This window comes from Lacticaseibacillus mingshuiensis, from assembly GCF_016861785.1.
Classification (GTDB): domain Bacteria; phylum Bacillota; class Bacilli; order Lactobacillales; family Lactobacillaceae; genus Lacticaseibacillus; species Lacticaseibacillus mingshuiensis.
In genome coordinates, this window is sequence record NZ_BOLS01000007.1 from 101240 (window position 1) to 118457 (window position 17218).

General features: G+C 55.9%; 15 protein-coding genes. 10 read left to right on the plus strand and 5 right to left on the minus strand.

Annotated features, from left to right (window positions below; all coding sequences use genetic code 11):
• Positions 1 to 158 precede the first annotated feature (158 nt).
• The 7 genes from ispE to JUE67_RS06065 all read left to right on the plus strand — a co-directional run bounded on the left by ispE (position 159) and on the right by JUE67_RS06065 (position 7850).
• Positions 159 to 1007, plus strand: a complete 849-nt coding sequence (ispE, locus tag JUE67_RS06035) for a 4-(cytidine 5'-diphospho)-2-C-methyl-D-erythritol kinase (protein WP_203626465.1) — start codon at positions 159 to 161, stop codon at positions 1005 to 1007.
• Positions 1008 to 1183: 176 nt separating this feature from the next.
• Complete coding sequence (locus tag JUE67_RS06040) at positions 1184 to 2062, plus strand: cation diffusion facilitator family transporter (protein WP_203626464.1); 879 nt, start codon at positions 1184 to 1186, stop codon at positions 2060 to 2062.
• 110 nt (positions 2063 to 2172) lie between these two features.
• Complete coding sequence (locus JUE67_RS06045) at positions 2173 to 2367, plus strand: hypothetical protein (RefSeq protein WP_203626463.1); 195 nt, start codon at positions 2173 to 2175, stop codon at positions 2365 to 2367.
• A gap of 21 nt (positions 2368 to 2388) precedes the next feature.
• Positions 2389 to 3045, plus strand: a complete 657-nt coding sequence (locus tag JUE67_RS06050; protein WP_203626462.1) for a response regulator transcription factor — start codon at positions 2389 to 2391, stop codon at positions 3043 to 3045.
• Positions 3023 to 4033 carry a sensor histidine kinase gene (locus tag JUE67_RS06055; RefSeq protein WP_203626461.1) on the plus strand — a complete coding sequence of 337 codons (1011 nt, stop codon included), beginning with the start codon at positions 3023 to 3025 and terminating at the stop codon, positions 4031 to 4033. The genes JUE67_RS06050 and JUE67_RS06055 overlap by 23 nt, the downstream gene beginning before the upstream one ends.
• A 785-nt stretch (positions 4034 to 4818) precedes the next feature.
• Entirely contained in the window at positions 4819 to 5484 is a 666-nt protein-coding gene (locus tag JUE67_RS06060) for an ABC transporter ATP-binding protein (RefSeq protein WP_203626460.1), read from the plus strand.
• Between the two features lie 5 nt (positions 5485 to 5489).
• The gene (locus JUE67_RS06065) at positions 5490 to 7850 is read left to right on the plus strand and encodes an ABC transporter permease (protein WP_225877893.1); all 2361 of its coding nucleotides are present in this window, start codon (positions 5490 to 5492) and stop codon (positions 7848 to 7850) included.
• A 126-nt stretch (positions 7851 to 7976) separates the two neighbouring features.
• On the opposite strand, the gene JUE67_RS06070 is transcribed toward JUE67_RS06065, so the two are convergent.
• Together JUE67_RS06070 and JUE67_RS06075 are read right to left on the minus strand one after the other, a co-directional pair.
• Entirely contained in the window at positions 7977 to 8738 is a 762-nt protein-coding gene (locus JUE67_RS06070) for an ABC transporter permease (RefSeq protein WP_225877888.1), read from the minus strand.
• Complete coding sequence (locus JUE67_RS06075) at positions 8728 to 9387, minus strand: ABC transporter ATP-binding protein (RefSeq protein WP_203626457.1); 660 nt, start codon at positions 9385 to 9387, stop codon at positions 8728 to 8730. Before JUE67_RS06075 ends, JUE67_RS06070 begins: the two co-directional genes overlap by 11 nt.
• Before the next feature lie 219 nt (positions 9388 to 9606).
• Between JUE67_RS06075 and purR the strand changes: the two genes are divergently transcribed.
• The 3 genes from purR to glmU all read left to right on the plus strand — a co-directional run bounded on the left by purR (position 9607) and on the right by glmU (position 13142).
• Entirely contained in the window at positions 9607 to 10455 is an 849-nt protein-coding gene (purR, locus tag JUE67_RS06080; protein ID WP_125698290.1) for a pur operon repressor, read from the plus strand.
• Entirely contained in the window at positions 10455 to 11621 is a 1167-nt protein-coding gene (locus JUE67_RS06085) for a VanZ family protein (RefSeq protein ID WP_203626456.1), read from the plus strand. Before purR ends, JUE67_RS06085 begins: the two co-directional genes overlap by 1 nt.
• A 132-nt stretch (positions 11622 to 11753) precedes the next feature.
• Positions 11754 to 13142, plus strand: coding sequence for a bifunctional UDP-N-acetylglucosamine diphosphorylase/glucosamine-1-phosphate N-acetyltransferase GlmU (gene glmU / locus JUE67_RS06090; protein ID WP_203626455.1), 1389 nt, complete (start codon positions 11754 to 11756; stop codon positions 13140 to 13142).
• A 1532-nt stretch (positions 13143 to 14674) separates the two neighbouring features.
• On the opposite strand, the gene JUE67_RS06095 is transcribed toward glmU, so the two are convergent.
• The 3 genes from JUE67_RS06095 to JUE67_RS06105 form a co-directional block, all read right to left on the minus strand.
• Complete coding sequence (locus JUE67_RS06095) at positions 14675 to 15298, minus strand: sugar O-acetyltransferase (RefSeq protein WP_203626454.1); 624 nt, start codon at positions 15296 to 15298, stop codon at positions 14675 to 14677.
• A gap of 810 nt (positions 15299 to 16108) precedes the next feature.
• Positions 16109 to 16288 (minus strand): hypothetical protein, encoded by a 180-nt coding sequence (locus tag JUE67_RS06100; protein ID WP_203637062.1) that lies wholly within the window; start codon positions 16286 to 16288, stop codon positions 16109 to 16111.
• 14 nt (positions 16289 to 16302) lie between these two features.
• Positions 16303 to 17217 (minus strand): LAPAL motif-containing putative phage structural protein, encoded by a 915-nt coding sequence (locus tag JUE67_RS06105; protein WP_203626453.1) that lies wholly within the window; start codon positions 17215 to 17217, stop codon positions 16303 to 16305.
• Between the last annotated feature and the right edge of the window lies 1 nt (position 17218).

Here is a 17218-nt window from a genome sequence, read left to right on the forward strand (position 1 = left end):
AATTGTGAATGCCAATGGGGGAGTGTTGATGGGCAAAGAAGAGACACAAAACGCACGCGCATTTTTCCCAATGCACTTGCAGTGGGCCAGACTTCCATGGTGCACGTCGCCGAGGAAAACAGTATACTGGTAGTAATAGAATGCGAGCTGGTGAAGCGATGACGATCATTGAAAAAGCGCCAGCCAAGATCAACCTCAGCCTGGATGCCCTCTATCGCCACCCCGGCGGCGAGCACGAGTGGAAAATGGTCATGACATCCGTTGACTTGGCGGATTATGTGCATATCGACAAAAGCGCCGCGATTCATGTCACCACAGACAGCGGCTTTTTACCCGAAGACCCGCGTAACCTGGCTTACCAGGCGGCGCAGGCATTACGCGCCGCGGCCCACGTGAATGCCGGTGCGAAGATCTACATTGAAAAACATATCCCCGTTGCGGCGGGACTGGGCGGCGGGTCATCGGATGCGGCCGCCGTTTTGCGCGGGCTCAATCAACTCTGGCAACTCAATTATTCGCCGGAGAAGCTTGCGAAAATTGGCCTGGCGGTGGATTCCGATGTCCCGTTTTGCGTCTATTCGCAAACGGCGCTGGTCACGGGACGCGGGGAAGTCGTGCAGCCGCTGGGGCCGTTGCCGAATTTTTGGGTGGTGCTGGCCAAGCCGCGACTGTCGGTGTCAACGAACACCATTTTGAACGCGCTGGACTATCGCGATGACCTCGCCCGCCCGGAAACAGAGACGGTGGTCGCCGGCATTCGCCAGCAGGATTTTCCCTTGATGATCAGCGGCATGGCCAACGCCTTGGAGCCGGTCACGGCGGCGCGGCACCCGGAGATCTCGGAACTCAAGCGCCGCTTCCTCCGCTATGGCGCGGCGGTCGCGCAAATGTCAGGCAGCGGGCCGACCGTGTTTGGCCTGTGCCAAAATGAAAGTCGCGCGCACCGCATTTATAACAGCATGAAAGGCTTTTGCCAGGAGGTCTATCTCCTGCGGCCACTTCATTAAGGCTTCTCGCGACTTGTGGGGGCTTTTTTTCTTGCCCGTAATTCGGGAAAAGTGTTTCTCAAAGCCCCGCCTGGTAAACGCTAACGCCTTAATCGGTGGCGGTTACGCTAACTTTTGATGCGTTGACTTTGCGTTTTTAATTGACCAGAATGAAGGTAATGAAGGAGGTTCGAGGAATGATCAAACCGAAACCGAATCAGGCTTTTTTCTGGGGCATTTTGCTCAATGCACTTTACATCATCGCCGAGGTGACGTTTGGCGTGGTGGTCGGCTCGATCGCGCTGGTCGCCGACGCGATGCACAACCTCAGCGACGTGTTGGGGCTGGGCATCGCGTGGTTTGCCGACTGGTTGTCCGGCCGCCAGCCGACGATGAAACGCACCTATGGCTATAAGAGTTCGTCGATCATGGCCGCCTTGATCAACGCCGTGTTTTTGTTGGTGGCGATGGGGGCGATCATCGTCGAAGCGGTCGGGCGACTCGCGAACCCGGCGCCGATCGCGGGCGGCACCGTGATGCTGGTGGCGGGCGTTGGCATCTTGATCAATGGGGCAACGGCCATGCTTTTTCACGCGGGCCAGCAACATGACCTCAACATTCGGGGTGCGTTCATGCACATGGCCGCGGATGCCGGCGTGTCGCTGGGCGTGGTGCTCGCCGGGGGGCTGTACCTCCTGACCGGCTGGGAGTGGCTCGACCCGATCGTCTCGATTCTGGTCGCGATCGTGGTCCTGGTCGGCACATGGGGCCTGCTGCGGGACGCGATGAACCTCGCAATGGCGGCGGTGCCCAAGGCGATCGACACGGTCAAGGTGAAAAAAATGATCACCGACTTTCCGACCGTGGTGGCCTGCCATGACTTGCACATCTGGGCGCTTTCGACAAAAGACGTCGCGCTGACGGTGCATGTGATGCGCAACACGAACTGCAACAACGACCAATTTTTGGAACAGCTTGGACATGACTTGCGCCACACGTTTGATATCGCGCATGTGACCATCCAAGTCGAGTACGGCGATTACCAGCCGCTCAAACAGACGGACAATCCATATTGATCCTGGTAGCGATTCTTTTGGGAATCGCTTTTTTGATGCAACTCGCAGCCAACTCAGCTAGACTTGGGGAAAAGGTGCCGCTTATTGGCGACAGCAAAGGGGGACTCGTAATGGCAGACGAACAGGAAAGCAAGTCGCGGCCAGCTGAGCTTTCAGCGGACGAGGCATTTTTGCAGGAACAGCGCCTCGCCCAGCGCCAGGCGGCCGAGACGTTTATTCGCAGCCAGGCGACTTTGGATGATCTGGATGCGCTTGAGCGTTTGATCGAAAACAGGCGGCGGGCGATGCTCCCGCGTTTTTGCTGAAAACACACGGAGGTGGCCGCGATGCGGGTGTTGATCGTTGAGGACGAGCCGGCGCTGCGCGAAAGCATGGCGACGTTTTTGGGGCGCAAGATGGCGGTCGACATCGCTGGCACGCTGGGTGAGGCGGACGCATCGATCGCCGAAAGCGCGCCGGATGCGGTGGTGCTGGATCTGACCTTGCCGGACGGGGATGGGCTGACCTGGCTAAAAACCTGGCGCCCGCTGCTTGCCGCAAAGGTCTTGGTGGTGACCGCCAACGATCAGGAAAGCGCGATGCTGACGGGACTGGCCTTGGCCGACGATTATGTGGTCAAGCCGGTCAGTTTGCGTGTGCTTGTGGCGCGGCTGGAAAAATTGCTGCCTTCAGCCGTTTTGGCGATGGGCCCGCTGACCGTGGACTTAGCCCGAGGCGAGGTCCGGCGCGGCAGTGAACTGGTGCCGTTATCGGCAACGGAATGGCGACTCGTCAGTTTTCTCGCTCAGCATCAAGGCCAGCTCTTGACGCGCGACCAACTGCTTGCGCTATGGGATGCCTCTGGGAGTTTTGTCTCGGACAACACGCTGACCGTGACGATGCGCCGCTTGCGTGAAAAATTGGAACAGCCGGGCGAGCTGCCGCTGATTCGGACGGTACGGGGAATGGGGTATTTCATCAATGGCGAAAATACATTGGCTTGAGGCACCGGAAACGCGCAGCATTGTGGGCCTCGGCGCTGGGCTGAGTTTCATCGCAGGGGCGGTCTGCGTCATCGCATCTTCCTACGCCCCGGCTGCAGGCTGGCAGCTCTTGGGGCTGTTCATCTTGGCGGTGCTTGCGATCGGGCTGACTTGCTGGCTGTGGCTCCGCCAGCTTCAGGAGCGTTTTGCCGCGATCACGCAGCGATTGGCCGACGCGATGCAGGACAAGCCGGATTATCAGATGGCGCTCAACGACGAGGGCCTGTTTTCGGACCTGCACAACCAGCTGTTTCAATATGTGCGGCGGACCACGGCGCTGCGGGCGGATCTTGAGCGCGACCGGGCGCAGCTCAGTCGGGCGATCACCGACATCGCCCACCAGTTGCGCACCCCGATCGCGGCCAGCGACAACCTGCTTGAGCTGCTCGACGAGGCGAACGCGGCCAAGACTCGCGACGCTCTGCTCGCGCAAAATCAGCGGCTCGCGGCTCTTGTGAACCAGATGATTCTATTGGCCCGGGTGGACACTCACACGCTGAGTCAGGAAAAAACGTCGCAGCCGCTGAATGACTTGGTGCGCGGTGCGGTGAATCTGTTGCTCAACCCGTTGGCCGATCGCGACTTGCAACTGGATTGGCAGAGCGATGACGGCCTGCTGGTCAATGTAAACGCACAGCTGACACGCGAGGCGTTGATCAATGTGTTGAAAAATAGTCTTGAGCATGCCGCGCCGCACAGCACGTTGACGATCGCCGCATCGGCCACGGCAATCGCGACGCAGCTGACCGTCACCAATCAGGGACCGGCGATTCCCGCTGCGGAGCTGCCCCATTTGTTCGAGCGCTTTTATCGCGGCAGCCAGACCGGCCCCAACAATTTGGGCATCGGCCTCGCCATCGCGCAGGGCATCATCGCGGCAAGTGACGGCCGCCTGACCATCGCCAACGTGAAGGGCGGCGTGCAATATCGGGTCGAGTGGTTCAACTAAGGACGTGGATTGTGTGTCGCCCGCTACGGGGCTCGGCAGAATAGGCTGGAACGGGGTGGGCGCGACTTTTTGCCTTTTGCAAAACCGGCAAAAGGCAAAAAGCTCGACCTTATTCTAGGTGGTAAACCGCCAAGAATAATTTCACCCCTGAGCCTATTCTGCCGAGCCCCTTCGCTACTGGTGTGCTTCGCCGGCATGGTTGAATTAGTGCAATCCGGTACTTCATGCGCGCTGTCAGATCTGGGTAGTCATGAGTTGTCAGCTCGAGTGCCTTGATGATTGGCAGCAAATCGCGGATGGCAGGCATTGGTTCGCGGCTCTTATTCTGGCCGACGACTGCAGGAGGCCGAAAGAAAATGGGCGCGCCGTCCCATCCGATAACCAGTCGTTGGCAACGTCTGTCCAGGGCCGCCGCAAGTTTGTCTCTTCAAGTAGGACGCTCGAACAGATAAGCTTTCGACTTAGCGAGAAGGATGCCGAGATAGTTACTGTCCAAACTCTGCTGTAGCGAAGGACCCCGGCAAAATAGGCTCAGGGGTGAAATTGTTGTTAGCCGGGGGCTTTTCCCGGCGTACAACAAGGCCGAGCTTTAAGACTTTTGCTGGTTTTGCAAAAGGCTCAAAGTCGTGCCCACTCCGTTCCAGCCTATTTTGCCGGGGACCGAAGCGGCCTCTTCCGCATTAGCCGAGCTGTCCGGGTATGAACGCCCCGCTATGCATCCTGCACCCTGTCACTTACCTGTCACTTTGAATCGTTATGCTTGGGCTATCTTGGAGGTGGACGAAATGGCAATTTTAACAGCGGACCATTTGACCAAAAAATATCCCGGCGAGGATACGCCTGCGCTGGATGACGTGAGCTTGTCGATCGAAGCGGGGGAGTTTTTGGCGATCGTCGGGCCAAGCGGGTCGGGCAAATCGACGCTGCTACATTTGCTCGGCGGGGTCGATCGGCCGACGAGTGGCAGCGTGCAGCTTTACGACACGGATATCTACAAATTAAATGAGACCCAGCTGGCGATTTTTCGGCGGCGCCAGGTCGGCTTGATCTATCAATTTTACAATCTGATGCCGGAATTGACGGTGGCGGAAAATATCACCCTGCCAACTGAGCTGGATGGCAAAACGGTGCCGGCCGCGATCTTGGATGAGCTCCTGGCGACATTGGGGTTGCAGGAAAAACGGGGCGCACTGCCGAGCCAGTTGTCCGGTGGCCAGCAACAGCGTGTCGCGATCGGGCGCGCACTGATCGGACAGCCGGCGATCGTGTTGGCCGATGAACCGACCGGCAACCTCGATCAGCGCAATTCGCAGGAGATCATGGACGTGTTGCACCAGGCCAATGCGAAGTCCGGTCAGACGATCGTGGTGATCACGCATGATCCGGCGATCGCCGCGCAGGCTGGGCGCGTCATCACGATCGAGGACGGCCGCCTGAAGGAAGGGCGGTGAGCGCGATGGGTATTTTGACCAAACTCTCACTGCGCAGCCTACGCGAGGAAAAATCGCGGACGATCTTGACTATTGTGGCGATGACGATCGCGGCCACGTTGGCTGTGGCAACTCTGGTTGGGCTGCGTTCGGTGCAGATCAGCATGTATCAGCGTGCGGTCCAGTCGGAAGCGGGGCTGGTCGTGCGGTTCCCCGGGGTGACGGCTGAAAAAGCAGAGAAGCTGCAAAATAGTTCGCAGTTCAGTAAGACCGCCGCCTTCGAGGAGGTCGGCGAAAGTCAATTGACCGGGATGACCGACCAGCAAGATAGCGGGGTGCAAGTCTATCGGCTGACCGCCAAAGATCTCAAATTGATGGCGACGCCGATCTTAGCGGCTGGCCGCTTGCCGCAAACCAGTGATGAGATCCTCGTGCCGAGTTATGCGATCGGCGACGGCTCGGCCATTGGTCAACGTGAAACGGTTCACATCAACGGGCAAAAGCGCCGGCTCCTTGTGGTCGGGACGATCGATATGTATGCGATGTCGCCGATCGCGGGGAATTCGCTTGTGATGCTGACGAAAACACTGACCGGAAAGCGCACGGTGATGGTTGCGCCGGCAAGTTTTGGCGGGTTGCATGCCCGCATGTCGGCCCTAGCGAAAACGGCTGGTATTCATCCCAAAACTGTGACCTATGACGAAAGTGCCTTAATGATCATGGGCGCAAGCGGGAATGCAAAATCGCAAGCAATTCTCGTCAGCGTGGTGTTGGCCGCATTGCTCGTTATCGGCGGGGTCGCGTTGATCATGATCTATATGAGCATCAATCTGACGGTCAAAGCGCATCGCGAACGATATGGCCTACTGCGGTCTTTGGGGACGACGCCAAAACAGTTGCGCCGATTAGTCTATGAACAGAGCCTGACGTTGGCATTGCCTGCACTGCTGTTTGGTTACCTGTTTGGTATTTTTGGAATCAAATTGACGATGACAGGCATTAATCAGATGATGCGCCGGACACAAATGGGGTTCACGTTTGTTTTCCGAGCGGATTGGCTACCGCTTGTGATCGCAGGTCTCTTTATGGCGGGCGTCACTTTGTTGGCGGCGGCGCGCCCGGCTTTCCGTGCGAGTCGAATCAGCCCGATCGCCGCGATCAGGACCGCAGAAACATCACCGATGCTGAGCCGGTGGCGGTTGCACGAAACGTGGCTGATGCGGCATCTGCATACCTTGGCGCTCAAACGTGACCGCCGCAATACCGCACGCGGGACGATGCTGGTCCTGCTCACGCTGACGGTCGCGCTGTTTATCGGGATGACGGGCTTCATGCACAATCTTTTGGCCAATACCGAGCAATCGCGGGACACTGACTTGATGGTGGCCATCACCGGTAGCGACCAGCGCACCGCAGTCCGCAAGCTGATCACCCAGCAGGCGAAGACAAAGCAACTGGCGGTGGTGCTGGAAAGTAGCGCGATGGTGCTCAAGGAACCATACGCCCTGACGGACAGTTCGATGACGGTGGTCGCGGTGCCGGACGCGCAGTTCAAGAAGAATTTCAACAGCACGCCGACCTATCTCAACACGCGGGTGCAGGGCACAGATGCAAACGGCAAAAATCACAAGGAGTGGTTGGTGCCACCGACTTATGATGGCACCTACGCGCTGGGCAATGCCGATCACATGACGAAAAAGGCCGGCGTAACGACTCAGGCGACACTGGTGCCGGCGACCGAAGAGCCGGGCTTGGCCCAGCTCATCTATCACGATGGTTTTGGTGCGATGATCGTTTCGGAGACCTTATTTGCCCAGTGGCAGGCCAAGCTTGGCAACAAGGCGAGTGATATGCAGACGGTGGCCGCGGTCAAGTTGTCGGACCCGCAAGACCATAAGGCGCTGGTCAAGGCCTTATCCACCCAGTTCAAAGGGAGTCGGGTGACTGATTATATTGCCTACGATGAACAGAATATCGCGATCATGACGGCATTTCGGGTGATCTCGTATGGTTTTATCACGCTGCTTGCGCTGGTCAGCCTGGCGACGATCATTAACCACGTTTTCGCCGCGCTGCTCGAGCAAAAACGAAGCCTGGCGATGCTTCAGTCGATCGGCACGACATCCGGTCAGCTGACGGGGATGCTGAATCTGCAAAATGCATTGCTGCTGGTCAAAGGCGGGGTGCTCGGGACGCTCTTGGGCAATTTGCTCAGTTATTGGCTTTACAGACTGATGACGCACGAGTTCCTGAAAAGTTTTCTCTGGCCCTGGCAAGAAACGCTGGCCGCTTTGCTCGGCCTGGCTGTGATCTGGCTCGCCTTTGCGATCACGACGCGGCGGATGCTGCGGCATCAGGATATCGATCAACTGATTCGAGCGGTGTAACGGTGGTGCCGCGCAATTAGTAAAAAAGAAGGCCATCGTAAAAAATTCGGCTCGTCCAACCAGGGCGGGCCGAATTTTTGATGGATGCGAGGCGCGCCAGCGTGGGCCTCAGGCTGCGCCCTATTTTCAGCGCAGCTGGAGATCTTCGTTGTAGTAGCGCGGATACGCGAGGTAACAGGCGATCACACTGCCGAGGCTGGTGGCCGCCAGCAGCATGAAGGTCACCATGATCTGATACATGATTGCCTTGGTCGGGTCGACGCCGGCGAAGATCAGACCGGACATCATTCCAGGTAGGGAGACCAGGCCAACTGTTTTCGCCGAATCGATGGTCGGCGACATGCCGGTCCGAATCGCTTCGCGGACGATGCCGATTGAGGCCTGCTTGAGGGTTGCGCCGAGTGCGAGCCGCTCGAGCACGGCCTGCCGTTGATCATGGAAGCTGGTGTTCATATTGCGGTAACACAGCCCGATCGCGACCATGGCGTTGGAGGCGATCATGCCCGAGATCGGCACGATCTGCGACGGCGTGAATTTCACCGCATGCGCCAGGACCAGCAGCACGATCGTCACGCCGGTCGCCACGGTGATCGCCAGCAGACTGATCGCAAACGCGTGCGGAATCCCGTTGGCGCGTTTGCGAGCGTTGAGTGCAGCGTTGAAGATGATGATCGCCATCATTAAAAAGGTGAGTGGCGCGCGGTCGACTTTGATAATGTAGGTCAGCACGTACCCGACGACGGTGAGCTGAATCACCGCGCGCACGACGCCGACCAGCATCTCTTTTTCCAGGCCGATCTTTTCGTGAAAATTGATGATGAGCGCGATGGCGACCAGCGCGACCGCAAATAGCAAAGCGGTGGGGGAAACGATCAGATCATTTGTCACGGCGAATGGCCTCCTTGTCCAGTGTGCCGTCGCGCAGCGCAAGTAGGTCATGCGCCACTGCGATCTCGCCTTCGTCATGGGTGACGGCGATCACGGTCATGCCGTTGCGGTTGCCGGCTTCGATCAGCTGATGGACGATGGCCTTGGTGTCGTGATCCAGGCCGGTCGTGACCTCGTCGAGCAGCAGCACTTTTGGCGGAAAAAGCAGATTACGGATCAAGGCGACCCGCTGTTTTTCCCCGCCGGACAGCTCGGTGATCGGCTTGTCCAGCATCTCGGCAGGCAGATCGACATCGCTCAGTGCCGCAAGCGCCTTGGCCGCATCGAAGGGCCGGCTGCGGAGCTCGAACGGAAACGCGAGGTTGTCGCGGACTGTTTCGCCAAAGAGACTGGGCTGCTGAAAACAGTAGGAGACTTCGCGGCGATAGGCGATCTTGTCAAAACTGCTTTGCGGTCGATCTAAGTAGGTGATGGTGCCAGCGGTGGGCGTCAGAAGAGTCGCCAAAAGCCGCAAGACGGTGCTTTTGCCCGCCCCGGATGGCCCGACGATCGTTAAATACGCCCCAGGTTCCACGGTGAAGGAAATATCATGTAAAATTGGGCGGTCGCCGACGGTCAAGCCGACATCCCGCAGATCAAAGACTGCCATGTGCGCACCTCGTATTCATTACTTTATAATCATTCTAAACAATGTGCGATGAGAACGCTAGCATTCTTCTTATTTCCTTAATTTATGCGAGGGAAACGAACAATCAAAACAGATGTGAGAAAATATCTAGGAATTTGCAAACAAATCCCGTATAATTGGGAAGATTAAATCACCTTGTGTTGTGATAATCCAAATATTCGGAGTTAAGGAGACTTCATTATGAAAGTTCGTCGCAGCGATCGGCTGATCGACATGACCCGTTACTTACTCGAGCGCCCCCATACCCTGGTGCCGCTGACCTATTTTTCCCGGCGTTATGACAGCGCCAAGTCCTCGATCTCAGAGGACCTTGCAATCGTCCGCCGTGTGTTTGCCCAGCGCCAGACCGGCCTGCTTGAAACGGTGCCCGGTGCCGCTGGTGGGGTGCGCTACATCCCAATGGCCGGCAAGGAAGAAGCCGAAGCATTCGTGACTGGCATGGCCAAGCGCCTGTCCGAAACGGATCGTCTTTTGCCAGGCGGTTACGTGTACCTGTCTGATCTGCTCGGCACGCCAGAAGTCTTGCGCGAGATCGGCCGGCTGATCGCCACGCAATACGTGGACCAGCATGTTGACGCCGTGATGACCGTCGCCACCAAGGGTATTCCGATCGCGCAAAGCGTCAGTCAGTACCTCAACGTGCCGTTTGTGATCGTGCGGCGCGATAGCAAGATCACCGAGGGCTCGACCGTTTCCGTCAATTACGTGTCCGCCAGCAGTGCCCGCATCGAGAAAATGGAGCTGTCTAAGCGCAGTTTGCCGGCGAACTCCGGGGTCTTGATCGTCGACGATTTCATGAAGGGCGGCGGCACCGTTAACGGGATGCGCAGCTTGATCGAGGAATTTGATGCGAAGCTCGTCGGCATTTCCGTCTTCGCCGAGGGCAACTTCTCGGGCGACCGGATGGTATCCGATTACACCAGCATCATTCGCGTCGATGAAGTGGACACTAAGGCCAACACGTTGCATGCCATTCCGGGCAATTATCTGGCGAAAAATGCGGCGCACTTCGACCATTTTAAAGCGTAATGAGTACCTATCTGTTTCCGGTGAAAATGGCGCTGATGCTCTTTCCGTTTTTGGCGCTGGTCCTCGCCTTGCCAGTTTTTGTCGGCCAATATCGCCGCTACGGCAGTTTCGTGTTTTGGCGGGCAGTCGTGATCTACACTTTCATCTTCTATTTGCTGACGGCGTATTTCATGGTGATCTTGCCGCTGCCGACCGTGGCCAGTGTGGCAAAAATGACCGGACCGACCTATAACCTGGTGCCATTCAAGGTGGTCAGTGACTTTTTCAAGCAGACCGTGTTCGTCTTGAGCGATCCGGCCACGTGGCTTGCAGCCTTGAAGCAAAACGTGGTAATTCAGCCGCTGTTTAATCTGCTATTGACCTTGCCGTTTGGCGTCTACCTGCGCTATTACTTCAAGCGGTCCTTGAAGCAGGTGCTCCTGTTGTCGTTCGGGCTCAGTCTGTTTTTCGAATTGACCCAATTGACCGGGCTGTACGGCATCTACCCACGGCCGTATCGGTTGTTTGACGTGGATGACCTGATGCTGAATTCACTGGGCGGGCTGCTGGGCGGCTTGCTGGCGCCGGCGTTGATGCGGCTTTTTCCCACCCGTGAGCAAATGGACGCGAAAGCCTATGAACGCGGGCAGCGCGTCACCTTCACCCGGCGCCTCGTCGCGTTTTTGATCGACAACGTCATCGCGGTCGGCCTTTTCACGATGGTGGTGGGGCTGGTCGCGCAACTGCTGCATGTAACGGCTTTCGTCGACGCCTCGGGGCTGGGCAATACCATTCCCCAGCTGATGGTTTTCCTGTTCTGGCCGGCAGTGGCAGGCGGGCAGACCTTGGGTAAAAAATTGGTCCGCATCCGCATCGTTAAACGCGATGGCGCTGCGTGCGGCTTTTGGCGGCTGGCGTGGCGCGAATTTTTGCTCTACGGCGTCGCGTATTGGGCGCTGCGCGGGCTGATCTGGAGCACCACCGAACTATTTTCCAAAATGCATCAGACGCCGGTCGATTGGCTGTTGTTTGGCCTGACGCTGGGCGCGACGCTGTTTTTCCTGGTAGATATTCTGGTGGTCGGGCTGCGGCGCACGCGGGCCTTTCACGATGTGTGGGCCGGCACGACGCAGATCAGCACGGTCGAGCGGCCGGTTGAAACTGAGTCGGGGTCTTCCGCCAAATAAATGTCTCGCACAAGTAGCTCGGCCAGACGCCGGGCTATTTTGTATTGGTCTACACCGGAAAACGCCGTGTGTTGCGATTTTCGGCCAGCTGGGCTATGATGAAAACGAGTTTTCAGATGGGAGCGTTTTGGAATGGCAGGGAAATACACGATCATCCTCGCAGCCGGCAAAGGCACGCGGATGAAGAGCAAATTATACAAAGTGCTGCATCCCGTATGCGGCAAGCCGATGGTGGATCACGTCTTGACGGCAATCGAAAAGACGCAGCCGGACAAGGTCGTGACGATCGTTGGCCACGGCGCCGAGGCAGTCGAGGAAACGCTGGGCGACCGCTCGGAATATGTCGTTCAGGAATCACAGTTGGGCACCGGCCACGCTGTTTTGCAGGCGGAACCGCTGCTCGGCGACAAAACGGGGATGACGCTGATCGCAAGTGGCGACACGCCGCTTTTGACCGCCACCACTTTTGAAAAATTATTCGCCTACCATAAAGATAAGGGCGCCAAGGCCACTATTTTGACCGCGACCGCCCCGGATCCGACCGGTTATGGCCGCATCGTGCGCAACGACCTCGGCATTGTCGAGAAGATCGTTGAGCAAAAAGATGCGAGCTTGGAAGAGGCGCGGATCACCGAGATCAATACCGGCGTCTATTGTTTTGACAATCAGGCGCTGTTCGAGGCGCTGCACAAGGTCACGAACCATAACGCGCAAGGCGAATATTACCTGACCGACGTGATCGAGATCTTGAAAAAAGAAGGCGCGATCGTGGCCGCTTACAAGATGGCCAACTTCGAGGAGTCGATGGGCGTCAATGACCGCATCGCCTTGGCCGCCGCGACGAAGGTGATGCAGCAGCGCATCAACACGCGTCACATGCAAGACGGTGTCACGTTGATCGACCCGGCCACCACATACATCGACACGGATGTCCAGATCGGCAGCGACACCGTGATCGAGCCGAGCGTCAGCCTCAAAGGGCACACGGTGATCGGGGAGGATTGCGTGATCGGCACACATTCCGAGCTGATCGACGCCACTCTAGAAGACAATGTCCACGTGGTTTCCTCAACGATCGAGCACGCGGTGATGCATAGCGGCTCCGACATCGGTCCGAATTCCCATCTGCGGCCGAAAGCGGAGATTGGCGAAAATGCGCATCTGGGCAATTTTGTTGAGATCAAAAACGCGACGATCGGCGCCCGCACCAAGGTTGGTCATCTGACTTATGTCGGCGATGCGACCCTGGGCACGGATATCAACGTGGGCTGCGGCGTGGTCTTCGTCAACTATGACGGCGTGCAAAAGTTCCACACCACGATCGGCGACAAGAGTTTCATCGGCTCAAACTCTAACATCATCGCCCCGGTCAACATGGCGGATCACAGCTTCATCGCCGCCGGGTCCACGATCACCGACGACATTCCCAAGCACGCGATGGCGATCGCCCGCGCGCGGCAAACCAACAAACCCGACTTTTGGCAGCGCCTGCCGCTGGCCAACTCGAAGGATTGGGATTAACTGAATTGAAATGGAAGAGGCTGGCGCTGCAAGGTGCTGGCCTTTTTGTTTTGGGGTTTGGGGCGCGGGGAAAGCGTGGAAAAGTAATGTGATGGCGTCACACCAGTTTCTGGGGGTGGAGGTCGGAAGCCGTCAAACTTGCGTACCCCCGGCATGTGGATGTCGCGATATCGCCTCACAAGATGTCGATCAGCGGACTCCGGGTATGCGCTTTTCAGATTCTCGGGGCGTGCCAGGACAAACTCGTGTGACAGCATCACACCAATGTTGAAGCCGGCCTCTGGGCGTGCGAATTCAGCAGGACTCTCGGTCCGCGAATATCGAGATTTTTGCAAAAAGCGGAACAATTCGCGGACCAGGAGTCCACCGCGCGACCCCGGTATGCAGCTAGTCAGTTATGTGACGGCATCACACAAATATCGACGCCGACTCGGGGGGGTGCGGAATTCAGATGGACTCCCGGTCCGCAAATGTCGAGATTTTTGACAAAAGCGGAACAATTCGCGGACCGGGAGTCCAAGGGCACCACCACGCCCACAGTATGCATTTATCAAGTTGTGTGATGGCGTCACAAAAGGTCAAACGATTCTTCCGAGGGCGTGCTCATACATCCGCGTACTCCCGGTATGCGACTTTCAGATTCTTGGGGTGCCAGGACAAACTTGTGTGATGGCGTCACAAAAGTTCAAAAAGATTTTTCCGGGCACCCCCACATTCGCGTACCCCGGGTATGCGTATTTGGCGATATCGCTTTAAAAGATGTCGATCGACATACTCCCGGTATGCGACTTTCAGATTCTCGATGTCCCAGCACGAACTCGTGTGACGGCATCACACCAATATCGAGGCCCTTTTGTGGGGCGTGCGCGGGAACGCGTTCAAACTAATGTGATGCCATCACATTAGTTGTCGGCGAAAGTTCTTGGGCGTCCAAATCCGTGAACCCCCGGTATGCCTATAAACATCTTTTGCCAACAAATCACGACATTCGCATCCCCTGAGTCCGCGAGTTTATGTTTTTTTGACATTGCTATAGTCGCGGACTAAGCGCCAGACGAGCTCTCCCTGACCCAGACACGAGGCTTTGTGTTGGTGTGATGCGGTCACATTACTTTCTCCATTTCCTGGGAGGGCGCAGCATACCGTGAGTACGCTGATTTGCCGATTTCAAAGGATGCCAACAACATCCGCATACCGGAAGTGGCGAGTCAGATGCCCACCCAGTAGACCGCTTTTAACTAGTGGGATGCCATCACATTAGTTGTTAGCACGACCGCCCAATTCTCCAATCGTGGGCCCTGAGTCCGCAAATTCCGGGTCTTCGGTTCAATATTTTCATATTCGCAGACCCTGAACCCATGAAAGATCCGCCAACCCAGGGGCGTGCGCTTTGAGGTTGGTGGGATGTCATCACATTAGTTGTCACACCCATCCCCGAGCCAAGGAATTTGTGGGATGCCATCACATTGACCGTCACGCAAAAAAGAGACAAAACGGCTGTCTTGTCCCAGAATAATTTGTCTTAACTGATATTACTTCTGATCCGCAAACATATCAGGATCGATCCGCCGGTCTTTAAAATAAAATTCCCGGTCGTGGTCATTGATTGGGCGGACGACTTGGCACGGATCGCCGAATGCGACGACATTACTTGGCAGATCTTTGGTCACGATGCTGCCTGCGCCGACGACGACATTATCGCCGATCGTGACGCCAGGCAAAATGATGACGCCGGCGCCGAACCAGCAATTTTCGCCGATCACCACTGGCGCATTGTATTGGTAACCTTGGGCGCGGAGCTCTGGCAGAAGTGGGTGGCCGGCCGTGGCAATTGTCACATTCGGCCCAAACATTGTGTGACTGCCGACGGTGATGTAGGTGTCATCCACCATCGTCAAGTTGAAATTGGCGTAGACCGCATCGCCAAACCGCACATGGTAGCCACCAAAGTTTGCGTGCAGCGGCGGTTCGATGTAGCAATTCTCCCCCATCTTGGCGAACATGTCATGAAGCATGGCGTCGCGTTTTGCCGATTCGCTGGGCCGTGTCTGATTAAAATCGTAAAGTTTTTCGAGACACTGTTGTTGCACCGCACTGATCTCGGGATCGCCCGGGTTATACAGATCTCCGGAGTGCATTTTCTCTTTGTCGTTCATCTGGCGTTCTCCCTTCGCACTATCTCGCTCCAGTATATCGAGGTATTCGCGTGACTTCTATTTTCAAAAGGCGCGCGATATAGGCTTTTTGTTTCCTGACGCATGCTAGATCGACTCAAGCGACTGACGATTTCGGGCGCGTCATCGCATAGGGATACCGTCTTTTTCTGTCAAAAAAGGGTTGTCTGAAACGTTGATGGACCGGCTTTCTTGTTCTGGTGGATGGCCGTCATTGGGACGAAAAGGCGTTGTGACAGCTTTTGTACTAGTTAGATCATCCCGCGAGATTTGCGCTGTGTTGTGATTTCGTGGGTAGTTGCCCATGTTTTCGACGAACGCGACGTCCTATTGCGTGATAGCCGCTTGCGCACGAATCATATCCTACCGTCATACGTGAGAAGTTGTGTGATAGCGTCACACCAGTTTCGCACTTTCATGCGAGGGCGTGCGGCCGCATACTCTGAGTACGCGGAGTTGCATTTCGATGGCTTCAATCGCGATATTTGCATACTCGGGGTACGCAGAGCGGAAACTGGTATGGCGGCCAACGTCCTGTCGTGCAATCTCTGAGATTGCGAATGCGGAAATTTGTTGCGAAAAAGGGCAAATTGACAATCTCAGAGATCGCGGCTCTCGCGCGGCCACGGAGAGCGACTAGCGGATAGGTGTGATGGGGTCACATTATTTTCAACAACGCCTAGCGGGGCAACAAAAATGGCTTGGCCCCTGTGAAATGCAGGCATCAAGCCATGACGGCTGAATTCAAAATAAAAATTGTCACGCTTTCCTGGCACACGCACTCGTGAGCGTTTAATCTGCGGTCTTTCCTAAAAAGGTAACGACTCTTGCGGCGAGATAGACCACTATGGCAATGATGAGAGCTTGCCAAACAACATTTATTTGTAGATGCCCAACGATGAGTACTGTATTAGCAGCGGCAAGCCCGACAAAAACCCCTTGGATATTTCTACTTCTAAACGTTTTCTTCATCCCTTGGATAGCAATCACGACTTGCTATTCTCAGCAGGATCTTCAAAGTCCAGCTCGATCTCTCGAGAGCCTTTGCGGTGTTCTAGCACTTTTTCGATAATATGCTCCGCGGTAATGTTGCCGCCTTCCGTCATAGTTTGGATGGTCCGCATCCGAACCCTAAGACTATCTGTGGAGCCAAATTGCACTTCATTTTTTCTAACATTGGTCAGAAAATCGGTATCTGCGATCTTTGCAAAGAACTGACTACTGCCATCAGAAAATTTCCATTTTCCATGCTCAAACGCGACACTCACCAACTGTAAATAGACTTCAGAAGTCGAGGATTGTAATTCTTCACTCTTGGCAACCGGGCTATCAAAATCATCAGCTTCTGAGGACGCAATCGACACCGCGATGTTCTTTGTTGATGAAAACTCGATTAAATCCACCCCGGATCGTTTTAGAGGGCGCACTGTTTGTTCGATCGACTTTCGGACTTCGAGATCTTGAAAGGCTCTAAGATGTGAGGCAGGCACAGTCAGCGATGTGTCATCGTCAAGGTGCAACGTCACTTGACCATCTTGGTTTTTGATAACACTTCTTATCTTGTGGCCGAACATTTTCTTGATCAGCTGAACCACACCGGAAAAAATACTAATATAGCCAGTCAGGTTGATAAAGGCCGTTGAATTTTCACCGTTTAATAAATCAGCGGCGTATCGAATGAAATCTGACCCATTTGCAATCAGAAAGTCAACGACGAACGAGCCGCGCGACGTTGCCTGAATGTCGATGGATATCGGGTCGCCTGAAGGGTCTTCAATTTCTCGGATAGCCTGTATTGCATTCGACAGGCCAAGCAGCGCGGGGGCTAAATCAGTGATCGGCATGCGCCCATCATTTAGGGCGGGGCCTGAATAGTGGACCGTCAAATCGACTTTTGCCATG

Bases quoted from the DNA above. Each gene is read 5' to 3' on its own strand.
- JUE67_RS06045 (WP_203626463.1), top strand. From the start codon at position 2,173: ATGGCAGACGAACAGGAAAGCAAGTCGCGGCCAGCTGAGCTTTCAGCG.
- JUE67_RS06055 (WP_203626461.1), top strand. From the start codon at position 3,023: ATGGCGAAAATACATTGGCTTGAGGCACCGGAAACGCGCAGCATTGTG.
- JUE67_RS06040 (WP_203626464.1), top strand. From the start codon at position 1,184: ATGATCAAACCGAAACCGAATCAGGCTTTTTTCTGGGGCATTTTGCTC.
- JUE67_RS06065 (WP_225877893.1), top strand. From the start codon at position 5,490: ATGGGTATTTTGACCAAACTCTCACTGCGCAGCCTACGCGAGGAAAAA.
- purR (WP_125698290.1), top strand. From the start codon at position 9,607: ATGAAAGTTCGTCGCAGCGATCGGCTGATCGACATGACCCGTTACTTA.
- JUE67_RS06095 (WP_203626454.1), bottom strand. From the start codon at position 15,298: ATGAACGACAAAGAGAAAATGCACTCCGGAGATCTGTATAACCCGGGC.
- glmU (WP_203626455.1), top strand. From the start codon at position 11,754: ATGGCAGGGAAATACACGATCATCCTCGCAGCCGGCAAAGGCACGCGG.
- JUE67_RS06050 (WP_203626462.1), top strand. From the start codon at position 2,389: ATGCGGGTGTTGATCGTTGAGGACGAGCCGGCGCTGCGCGAAAGCATG.
- JUE67_RS06075 (WP_203626457.1), bottom strand. From the start codon at position 9,387: ATGGCAGTCTTTGATCTGCGGGATGTCGGCTTGACCGTCGGCGACCGC.
- JUE67_RS06105 (WP_203626453.1), bottom strand. From the start codon at position 17,217: ATGGCAAAAGTCGATTTGACGGTCCACTATTCAGGCCCCGCCCTAAAT.
- JUE67_RS06060 (WP_203626460.1), top strand. From the start codon at position 4,819: ATGGCAATTTTAACAGCGGACCATTTGACCAAAAAATATCCCGGCGAG.
- JUE67_RS06085 (WP_203626456.1), top strand. From the start codon at position 10,455: ATGAGTACCTATCTGTTTCCGGTGAAAATGGCGCTGATGCTCTTTCCG.
- JUE67_RS06100 (WP_203637062.1), bottom strand. From the start codon at position 16,288: ATGAAGAAAACGTTTAGAAGTAGAAATATCCAAGGGGTTTTTGTCGGG.
- ispE (WP_203626465.1), top strand. From the start codon at position 159: ATGACGATCATTGAAAAAGCGCCAGCCAAGATCAACCTCAGCCTGGAT.